The following is a 9,736-nucleotide window of genomic DNA, read 5'->3' as shown; positions in this document are numbered from 1 at the left end:
ACCATCTTCGTCATCAAGGGCGTGAGCCTCGGACGCGCCCGGCGGCCACAACCCGTAACCCAAAGGGACGCGGCCTGCACCGCGTCCCGGCCGGACGCCCCATGTCCGAAATCGACACCGTCCTTCTCGACCGCGACGGCACGGTCATCGTGGACGAGCACTACCTGTGCGACCCGGCCCGGGTGCGCCTTCTTCCCGGCGCGGGGCAGGCCCTGGCCCGGCTGGCGGCTGCCGGGATGCGCCTTTTTGTGGTCTCCAACCAGTCCGGCATCGGCCGGGGCTATTTCTCCGAGACCGGCCATCTGGCCGTCCAGGCCCGCCTGGCCAGGCTTCTGGACGATTACGGCGTGCGCCTGGCAGGCGCGACCTTCTGCCCCCACGCCCCGGACGCGGCCTGCGCCTGCCGCAAGCCGGGGCTTGGGCAATGGGAGGCCCTGCGCCTCCGCCATGGCCTGGACCCGGCCACCACGGCGGTCGTCGGCGACAAGGCCTCGGATGTGGCCTTCGGCAAAAACCTGGGCGCGGCGGTCACCGTCCTGGTGCTCACCGGGCACGGCGTGCAGGAGGCGGCTCGCCTTGGCCTGCCGCCCCTGGCCGGGGAGGCCATGGACCTGCCGCCGGGCGGCGGATCGCCCGACCATCCTTGGCCGGACGTCCTGGCCCGGGATCTGGCCGCCGCCGTGGAGCGGATCGTGATGGAGTGATGTGAGGAGCGTCGTGCGTATGGGGGGGAAGCCTCCGGCGGCCTGGGCAAGGGTGAAAAAGTGGGGTGAAGGAAGCCTCCGGCGGCCAAAGGGGGCCTGGCCCCCTTTGGAATCCCCGAATAGAAACGGGGCCGTGCGATGCATGGCCCCGTTTGGCGTTTCACCCTGGGAGGGGCTGCGGGCGGCTACGCCACCCGCTACTGCTTTTCCGTGGCCTTGGTCAGGTGGGTGACGTTACTTTTGGTGAAAAACCCGTCGAAGCCGTCGAAACGCTTGATGTATTCCGTGACCAGGAAGGTGGTGGGCGACATGACCGTGAACACCTGCTTGAGCCCTTCCTCACGCGATCCCACCAGATCCGAGATGTAGCGCATGCCGTCGGCCCGCAGGGCCTCCACCACCGCGTCGATGTCCTCGGTCTCAAGCGCCATGTGGTGGGCCCGAAGCCCCCAGTTGTGGATGAACATCTCCGTGGGACCGGACGATTCCGGGGTGGTGAAGGGGGTTATGCCCGAGGTGAAGACCTGGGCGTAGTCGCCCGCCCCAAGCCTTGCCACGCTGGTGATGGAGTTTAAGGACTCCACGTAGACCGCGAAGTCGAAATGGTAGTTGGTCAGGGACAAAAATTCCAGGATGGCCGGGTCGCGGTCCTGGGCCTTGACCCGGGTGGCCACGTGGTCCAGGCGTCCGATGTTCGCCAGGTGGGCCGCCCTGGGCTTGACCAGGTCCAGATGAAGGGGCGTGCTTCCCGGCGGGGCGTATCCCCGGGAGCGGTCCTTGCGCTGGATGAACCCGATGGAGTTGCCGGTAAAGGCCGAGGGCGCGGTTTGCAAAAAATCGCAGCCCGGCGCGCGCACGATGTCCGGGGTCAGAAAACGCACGCCGCGTCCCTTCTGGATGGCGGCATAGCGTTCCAGGTCATGGCAGGAAAAGACGAAGGTCTCCAGCCGGGTGGCCAGCCGGTCCCCCACCTTGAGTCCGGCGTTGAAGGGCAAAAAGGGGTTGTCGCCGCCTTTTCGCCGGGTGATGAGGATGTCGGCGCTTCCGGCAAGCGACATGACGGCCGTGTCCACTCCCGGAGAGGAAAAGGCCTGGATCGTGTCGTAGCCGGTGTAGCGCAGAAGCTCGGCCACGGCCCCGGCGAAGTTCTCGGGCTCGGTGTTGACCACGATGGCCTCAAGGCCCCCCACCAGTCCGTCCAGTCCGGCCCGGGAACGCTCCCCGAGCACCCGCTCCACGTTCTCCAAAAGCGCCGCGTCGTCGTTGTGAAAGGTATCCATCCATCCCTCCCTGGTCAGCGGTCCCATGCGCGCCTGTTCGTTAAAGCATATCCACCGGGTCCAGGTCCAGGCTGATGCGCACCTCGCCGCCCCGGGGGACCACGGCCCGAACCTTGGCGAAAAGGACGCGGACGGCGGGCCAGTCCGGGGATTTGATCATGCAGTGGTAGCGTTTGCGCCCGCCGATCAGCGGCAGGGAGGCCGGGGCCGGGCCCAGCACGCGCACCCCGACGCCCGCAGCGGCGGCGGCCTCGCGCAGGACGCGCCCCACGTCCGACAGGACCGTAAAGCCCGCCGGGTCGTCCTTGGGAAAGCTGATGCGCACCAGGGCCAGCTTGGAAAACGGCGGATAGCCCCACTTTTCCCGGCGCGCGAGCTCCTGGGAGACAAAACCCTGGTAGTCCGCCCCGCGCACCAGCTCCCAGAAGGGATCGCCGGGATTTCGGGTCTGGATCAGCACCTTTCCCGGGATGTCGCCGCGCCCGGCCCGGCCCGCCACCTGCACCAGAAGCTGAAAGGTGCGCTCGGCCGCCCGGTAATCGGGAAGGTTGCGGCCCATGTCCGCGTCGGCGGCGATCACCAGGGTCACCCGGGGGAAATGGTGCCCCTTGGAGAGCATCTGGGTGCCCACCAGCACCTGGGAAGCCCCTGAGGCGAACTCGGCCAGGATCTCCTCGGTGCGGCCGGGTCGGGCCGCGCTGTCCCGATCCAGCCGGGCCACCGTGGTCCCCGGGGGCAGGATGCCGGAAAGCTCCTCGGCCAGGGATTCGGACCCGGCCCCCAGGGGCAAAAAGTGCGTCCCGCCGCATTTGGCGCACGGCGCGGGAAAATCCTGGGTGCGGCCGCAGTAATGGCACACCAGCCGCTGCCGGGACTTGTGGAAGGTATAGGCCAGATCGCAGTCCGGGCAGCAAAGGACGGTCTCGCAGTCCAGGCAGTAGAGCACCGGCGCATAGCCCCGGCGGTTGAGCAGGATGATGGCCTGTTCGCCCCGGGCCACGGTCTCGGCCAGGGCGGCGGCGCTGGCCTGGGCCAGGACCGCCGTGCGCTCGGGGGGCTTCCCGCCGCCCGGCCCGGCCTGGCGGGAGGGGGCCTTGACCGTCTGCCCCATATCCACGATCTCGATCTCCGGCGGCTGGCTGGTCCCCGCCCGGCGGGACAGGACCACGCACGGCACTACGCCGCGTGCGGCGGCATGATAGGTCTTGACGTCGGGCGTGGCCGAGCCCAGGATCAAAAGGCCGCCCTCGCGCCTGGACCGGAAAAAGGCCACTTCCTTGGCCTGATAGCCGAGCCGTTCCTCCTGTTTGAAGGAGGCGTCATGCTCCTCGTCCAACACGATCAGCCCCGGGGCGGCCACCGGCAAAAAAAGGGCCGAGCGGGCGCCCACCACCACCACGGGCGCCCGGGCCGCCGCCGCCCGGCGGAAGGCGGCCTCGCGCACGGCAGGAGACAGGGAGCCATGAGACAAAATGGCCGTGGCCCCGGGCAGGACCTCGCGCACGGCCCGGTACAGATGCCCGGCCAGGGCCACCTCCGGGGCCAACAAAACCACCGACCGCCCCCTGTCCAGGCATTGCCGGGCCAGTTCCAGATAAAGCCGGGTCTTGCCGCTGCCCGTGACCCCGTGCACCAGCCGCACCGCCCCCCCGGGCGCGCAAAGGAGCGGGGAAAGATGGGCCATGGCGGCGCCCTGCTCGTCCGTCAGCGGCGCGTTCGAGACCTCCTCCGGGGCCTCCGGCGGGCACGGCGCGGCCGCAAGCGCCGGGCAGTCGTCCTGCCCGTCGGACGAAACGCCGTCGCAGACCCCCATCTCCACCAGCCCGAGTTGGCCAAGGGCCCGGATCACCGGCCCCATGTCCCGGCCGAAATGCCCGGCGACAACCGACAGCGGGGTCTGGCCACGCTCGTACAGGTAATCCAACAGGGCGATGCGGGCCGTGGCCCCGGGCCGCACCGGCCAGGGCGGGTCCACCAAAAGCCGCAGGGCGCGCTCCTGCCCCCGGCCAGCGCCCGACACCTGCATGACGCCGACGGCCCACTGGGCGGCCAGGTCCGCAGCCTCCTGGGGCGAGGCGTCCAGAAGCGCCCGGGGGGTTCTGCGCCGCAGGCGGGCCTTTTCAGGCGCGGTAAAAACCACCTTGGACTGGCGCAGGGCCGCAGGCAGGATTTGCCCCAGCACCTGGCCGGGATGGCACATCTGCCGGGCGGCCAGATTGTCGATCATCTCCAGGTAGGCGGCATCCAAAAGGGGGGCGCGTTCCAGGGGCCAGACCAGGGGCTTGATCTCCACCCCGTCCGGCGGCGCGGCCTGATCCGCCAGGATCATGCCCGCCCGGATGGAGCGCCCCAGAGGCACGAGCACCCGAAGCCCCGGCGACAGCTCATGCCCGGCCAGATGCCCGGGCACGGCATAGGTCAGGGTGGCGAAGGGGGCGCAAAAAAGCGCGACGCTGACGTATCCGACCATGCTTTAGCCAATAAAAAGCCCGGGTACGCGAGGCGCCCGGGCGGTTGGGATCGTTTTGGGCGGCGAATGTCGCCGCGCTGCACACGCGGACTTAGCTGGAGAACGGCAGAAGCTGGCGCAGCCGGGGCACCAGGGCCTCGCGCAAATCCTCGTCATGCAGGGCGAAGTAGATGTTGGCCGTGAGATATTCGGCCCAATCGCCGGCGTCGAAGCGCTGTCCCTGGATCTTGACGGCCAGCAGGCGGTTGTTTCCGGCCAGCCCCTTGAGGGCGTCGGTCAGCTGGATCTCGCCGCCGTGCCCGGGGGTGAGGTTTTCCAGGTGATAGAAGATGTCCGGAAAAAGCACATAGCGGCCCACGATGGCCATGCGCGAGGGGGCCTCGTTGACCTTGGGCTTCTCCACCAGACTCCGCACCCGGAAAAGACCCGGGGCGAATTCCTCGCCGTCGATGATGCCGTAGCTCGACACCCGTTCCCGGGGCACTTCCATGACCCCGATGACCGGCATGTGTTCGGCCATGGCCACGCTCAAAAGCTGTTTGATGCCCGGTTCCATGCCGAACATGAGGTCGTCGCCGACCATGACCGCGAAGGGATCGTTTTTCACCACCTCGCGGGCGCACAGCACGGCGTGCCCCAGGCCGAGCTGCTTTTTCTGGCGCACGGAAATGATGTTGACCATCTCGGCCACGGCCCGGACCTGGGCCAGCATCTCCAGCTTGCCCGTGCGCTGCAAAACGTCTTCCAGGGCCAGATTATAGTCGAAATGGTCCTCGATGATGGTTTTGCTACGGTTGGTGACGAACACCACATCGGTGAGTCCGGAAACCTGGGCCTCTTCCACGACGTATTGGACCACGGGCTTATTATAGACCGGGAGCATTTCCTTTGGAATGTTCTTGGTGGCCGGGAGGGATCGCGTTCCCCAACCGGCGACCGGGATGACCACTTTCTTGATTTCCATGCTCGTCTCCTTAACAAAGGATGGATCACGCGACCATGCCGTCCCCGCCCTCATCGACCGTCCGCTGTGTTCATGACGACGGCTGAAATGACGTCGTGCCGCCCACCAGTCCCGCCGTCAGGGGGGATCGCGCCGGACTGCATGTATCAAACAAGGATTCTAAAGCCTTTGATATGAACTGTCCAGCGGGAAAACCGCCGGAAAATCGGTGAATCGGTTTCTAGCGCAGCTGCGCCCGCAGGGTGTCGGACAAAGCGGCGACGAGGCGCTCCACCGTCCCGGCATCGCGTCCCTCGACCATCACCCGGGCCACGGCCTCGGTCCCGGAATAGCGCAAAAGCACACGCCCCGACCCGCCAAGCTCGGATTCGGCGTCGGCCACGGCCTCCCGGATGGCCGCCACCTCGCCAAAGGGAATCTTGCGCTCCACGTGCACGTTGATCAGCCGTTGCGGATAGGGGGTCAAAAGGCCGGACAACTCCGAAAGGGGCTTGCCGGTCTGAATCATGATCCGGATGAGCTGCAGGGCGGCCAGGGTGCCGTCGCCGGTGGTGCCGTGGCGCAAAAACACCAGATGCCCGGACTGTTCCCCGCCAAAGGCCGCGCCCTCGCCGCGCATGGCCTCCACCACGTAGCGGTCTCCCACGGGGGTGCGCAAAAGCCTGCCCCCGCACTCGCGCATGAACACCTCAAGGGCCATGTTGCTCATCACCGTGGACACCAGGACGCCCCCCGGCAGTTCGCCCCGCTCCAGGAGATCCTTGGCGCAGATGGCCATGATCTGGTCGCCGTCGAGAATGCGGCCCTTCTCGTCCACCACGATGACCCGATCCGCGTCGCCGTCCAGGGCGATGCCGATGTCCGCTCCCGTCTCCAGCACCTTGGCCGCCGTCACCTCGGGATACAGCGACCCCACCTTGCGGTTGATGTTTATGCCGTCGGGCGTCACCCCGATCTTCACCACCTTGGCCCCGAGTTCCTCGAACACAAGCGGCGAGACCCGGTAGGCGGCGCCGTTGGCGCAGTCGAGCACGACCTTGAGGCCGTCGAGGGACACATCCTGGGGGACGGTGTTTTTCAAATAGACGTTGTACCGGCCGGGGCTGTCCTCGATCTTGAAGGCCCGGCCCACGGCCTCGGGGGTCGGGTAGTCCCACTCGGCCTGGGGATCGAGCACCTTTGCGGCGATTTCTGCCTCCACGGCATCGGGCAGCTTGAAGCCCTTGCTGTCGAAAAACTTGATGCCGTTGTCCATGTACGGATTGTGGGAGGCGGAAATGACCACGCCCACATCGGCCCGCATGCTGCGGGTGAGAAAGGAGATGGCCGGGGTGGGAAGGGGGCCCACCAGGAACACGTCCATGCCCGAGGCGCAAAACCCGGAACTTAAGGCGTATTCGAAGATGTATCCCGAAAGCCGGGTGTCCTTGCCGATGACCACCCGGTGCCGCTTGGTTCCGTTGCGGAAATGCCGTCCGGCGGCCAAGCCCAGGCGCAACACCACGTCCGGTGTCATGGGATAGATATTGACCTGGCCGCGCAGGCCATCCGTCCCGAAGAGTTTCTTTGTCATGAAGTTCCCAATATCATATACTTTTCAACTATCCAGAACTGCTGGTAAACCGTCATATGAGCGGGGTTAGTCTGTACCATCCGCGCCCGCTCCTGTCCAATGCCCCAGGAAGGCGACACCGCGAACGGGCGCGTGCGGCGTCAGCGGCCGCCCACGGGGATGGTCAGGACCGGCAGGCCGGATTTCACGTCGCCGCCCTCCATGGCCAAAAGGGTCATGAGAAATCCGAAGGCGCTCTTGGAGGGCATGTCGTTTGCGGCCACAAAAAACCACTTCCCCTCGTAATAGGTGGACACATAGGCAGAGGACGGTTTCTTGCGGTCGCAATGCACGGCGATGGCGGAGCGGGCCTCGGGGACAAGGTGCTCAGCCGGGGCCTCGGCGATTCCGGCCTTGACGTCCTCCTCGGGCACTTGCACGCCCTGGGCCAGATATTCCAGAACCTCCATGGTGTTGCGCAGATCGAAGGTCAAGTTGACGGCGCGTTCTTCCCGGGTCTGGGCGCTTAGGAAATCCATGGCCCGGATGAGCCGGGCCTGGGCCACCAGACGGCCGTCCGGGGCGCTTAAGCGCGGCAGGCCGATGCCGAAGAGTTCGTCCAGGCGGGCGGCCTCGGCCGCGTCGGCAAAACGCATCTGCAAAACGAGGCTCTCGGCGACGCCGGGCTCGGGCGCGGTGTATTGCAGTTGGAGGTCGCCCCGGCCCTGCATGGCGGCCAGGGCCTTGCTCAACTCGCGAAACCGGTCCCGGCCGGTCCTGGCGGAAGGGGTGTCCTCATCCGGGTCGGGATTGCGCAGGGTTCCCACTTGACGCACCAGGACGTCGAGCAACATGTCCATGTCCGCCCCGGCCCGGTACAGGAAGAAAAAGCGGCCGGGGTCGATCTCGCTCAAAAGCTGGGTGACGTATTTTTCCCCCTGTAACGGGGCATAGGTGATGGTCGGGCTTTCGTAATACTGGAATTCCAGGTTGGGCTTGACGGCCACGTCGGGATATCCGGCGAAGGCTGGATAGTAGCTGGTGATCTGCCCGGTCTTCTCCGAGACGGCGTAGGGCACGACGGTCTGGGTGGGGCCGGAGTTGAGGTCGGCGGACAGCCCGGTGGTGACCTGGAAATTGAAGGAGGACGAGATGGAGCCCACGCTCATGAAAAAGGGCGGCTCCAGATAGCGGATGCGCACCAGGTTGAGCAAAAGCTCCTCCTTGTCGCTTTGCTGGATGCCGGTGTTGTAGGCCGTGCGGTTGCCCTTCATGACCTTGGGCCCCATGGTTCCGCAGCCATTTAAAAAAACGGCCAGGGCCATAACGGCCAAGGCCGCGCGACAGGTCGGGCGCATGGTTCCTCCCGGGCTTTTGGGCGCGAAGACGCCCATTCCGGCCCGGACGCATTATATCTCCTTCACCCGTAGCCTTCAAGGCCATACGGGAATCACGCTTTCCTGTCCCGGCGCATCCGGCGACGCACCATCCTATTGCTCGCACCTCTTCCCACCCGGGACGCCGTTTTCCCCCTTGCCTCCGCCCCGCAAAAGCGTAAAAAAACACCAGTGGTTCAACACCAAAATCGGGCTTTTCCCCGGGCCTCGATCTTTTTCGGCCTTTCCACACCCGTTTTCATTCCACAGTCCACCACCTAAAGCCCTTCCCAAAGGAGATCAGCATGCGTGAAAAAATCTGGACAGCAGCCCTCGCGGCGGTTCTTCTGCTGCTTCCGGCCGCATCCCCGGCGGCCCAGAAGGCCGACGCCCCGGCCATCGACCCCGTGGCCATGCAGCATCTCACCCGGATGTGCGATTTCCTGAAAGGCCTCAACGCCTTCGTCTTTCGGGCCGAGGTCAATGTGGACGAGGTCTTCCAGGGCGGGCTGACCCTGCAAACCTCGCGCACCGAGACCATCGCCGTGCGCCGCCCCGACCGGGTCCGGGCCGACACCGTCCAGGACACCGAGGTAAAAACCATCACCTTCGACGGCGCCACGTTCTCCATCTCAAATCCTACCAGGAACTCCTATTCCGTCATCCCGGCCCCGGGCGCCCTCGATCAGGCCCTGGACAAGGTTCTTCAAACTTACGGGGTCACCGCCCCCCTGGCCGAACTGATCCTCAGCACCCCCCGCGAAAGCCTCACCGCAGGCGTCCTGTCGGGAGTGTACGTGGGCCTGCGCATGGTCCAGGGCGTGCCCTGCCACCACCTGGCCTTCAGCCAAAAAGACGTGGATTGGCAGATCTGGATCGCAGACGGCAAAAACCCCCTGCCGCGCAAGCTGGTCATCGTGGACAAGACCCTGGTCGGCGCGCCCAACTACGAGGCCATGCTCGTGGATTGGAAGCTCAACCCCCGGCTCAAGGACTCCTTTTTCACCTTCACCCCGTCGCCGTCGGCCACGAAGATCGACATCATCCCCCTTGCGGGCCAGCAAACCGTCAGCCCGTAACCGGAGGCCGTCATGAAAACGTGTGCACGACTGTTTTTGTGCTCTTTCTTAAGCCTCACCCTGGTCGGCCTGTTCCCTTCCACCCCGGCGCCCCTGACCCAGATGCAGGAGGTGGCGGCCGAGCCGCAACTGCCCCTTGCGCTGGCGCAGGCGCCCAACGCCACGTCCGAAGGGCTGCCCGAAGCCGACGCGGTTGCGCCCGGGACGTCCGACGCCACGGAAAAGCCCGACGCCACGGAAAAGCCCGCCGCCGAAGCGGACAAGGCGGTGGCCGCCGCTCCGGCACCCGCTCCGGCTCCGGCCGTCGCGCC

At 66.2% G+C, this 9,736-nt stretch carries 7 protein-coding genes and 1 pseudogene; 3 read left to right on the top strand and 5 right to left on the bottom strand.

What is annotated here, in order from left to right:
* Window positions 1–101: 101 nt before the first annotated feature.
* Window positions 102–704 (top strand): D-glycero-alpha-D-manno-heptose-1,7-bisphosphate 7-phosphatase, encoded by a 603-nt coding sequence (locus V3572_RS17635; RefSeq protein ID WP_332112344.1) that lies wholly within the window; start codon window positions 102–104, stop codon window positions 702–704.
* Between the two features lie 197 nt (window positions 705–901).
* On the opposite strand, the gene V3572_RS17630 is transcribed toward V3572_RS17635, so the two are convergent.
* The 5 genes from V3572_RS17630 to V3572_RS17610 all read right to left on the bottom strand — a co-directional run bounded on the left by V3572_RS17630 (window position 902) and on the right by V3572_RS17610 (window position 8,328).
* Window positions 902–1,984, bottom strand: coding sequence for a hypothetical protein (locus tag V3572_RS17630; RefSeq protein WP_332112343.1), 1,083 nt, complete (start codon window positions 1,982–1,984; stop codon window positions 902–904).
* Between the two features lie 40 nt (window positions 1,985–2,024).
* A complete protein-coding gene (gene priA / locus V3572_RS17625; RefSeq protein ID WP_332112342.1) occupies window positions 2,025–4,454 on the bottom strand; it encodes a replication restart helicase PriA in 2,430 nt (809 codons plus the stop codon).
* Window positions 4,455–4,545: 91 nt separating this feature from the next.
* Window positions 4,546–5,418, bottom strand: coding sequence for a UTP--glucose-1-phosphate uridylyltransferase GalU (galU, locus tag V3572_RS17620; protein ID WP_332112341.1), 873 nt, complete (start codon window positions 5,416–5,418; stop codon window positions 4,546–4,548).
* Window positions 5,419–5,638: 220 nt separating this feature from the next.
* Window positions 5,639–6,991: a phosphoglucosamine mutase gene (glmM, locus tag V3572_RS17615; protein WP_332112340.1), complete on the bottom strand. Its 1,353-nt coding sequence runs from the start codon at window positions 6,989–6,991 to the stop codon at window positions 5,639–5,641.
* Between the two features lie 140 nt (window positions 6,992–7,131).
* On the bottom strand, window positions 7,132–8,328 hold the full coding sequence (locus tag V3572_RS17610) for a hypothetical protein (protein ID WP_332112339.1): 1,197 nt from the start codon (window positions 8,326–8,328) through the stop codon (window positions 7,132–7,134).
* A 323-nt stretch (window positions 8,329–8,651) separates the two neighbouring features.
* Here V3572_RS17610 and V3572_RS17605 point away from each other — a divergent pair, with 323 nt between their 5' ends.
* Together V3572_RS17605 and V3572_RS17600 are read left to right on the top strand one after the other, a co-directional pair.
* Window positions 8,652–9,425, top strand: coding sequence for a DUF2092 domain-containing protein (locus V3572_RS17605; RefSeq protein WP_332112338.1), 774 nt, complete (start codon window positions 8,652–8,654; stop codon window positions 9,423–9,425).
* A 12-nt stretch (window positions 9,426–9,437) separates the two neighbouring features.
* Window positions 9,438–9,736, top strand: a pseudogene (locus V3572_RS17600) (hypothetical protein); the annotation flags it as partial.

This window comes from Desulfolutivibrio sp., from assembly GCF_036584575.1.
GTDB lineage: Bacteria > Desulfobacterota > Desulfovibrionia > Desulfovibrionales > Desulfovibrionaceae > Desulfolutivibrio.
Note: the sequence above shows the minus strand (reverse complement) of the source record. Positions and strands in the feature narration are given on the sequence as shown.

Coding starts and splice junctions, on each gene's coding strand:
- V3572_RS17610 (WP_332112339.1), bottom strand. CDS start 8,328: ATGCGCCCGACCTGTCGCGCGGCCTTGGCCGTTATGGCCCTGGCCGTT.
- V3572_RS17630 (WP_332112343.1), bottom strand. CDS start 1,984: ATGGATACCTTTCACAACGACGACGCGGCGCTTTTGGAGAACGTGGAG.
- galU (WP_332112341.1), bottom strand. CDS start 5,418: ATGGAAATCAAGAAAGTGGTCATCCCGGTCGCCGGTTGGGGAACGCGA.
- V3572_RS17635 (WP_332112344.1), top strand. CDS start 102: ATGTCCGAAATCGACACCGTCCTTCTCGACCGCGACGGCACGGTCATC.
- priA (WP_332112342.1), bottom strand. CDS start 4,454: ATGGTCGGATACGTCAGCGTCGCGCTTTTTTGCGCCCCCTTCGCCACC.
- glmM (WP_332112340.1), bottom strand. CDS start 6,991: ATGACAAAGAAACTCTTCGGGACGGATGGCCTGCGCGGCCAGGTCAAT.
- V3572_RS17605 (WP_332112338.1), top strand. CDS start 8,652: ATGCGTGAAAAAATCTGGACAGCAGCCCTCGCGGCGGTTCTTCTGCTG.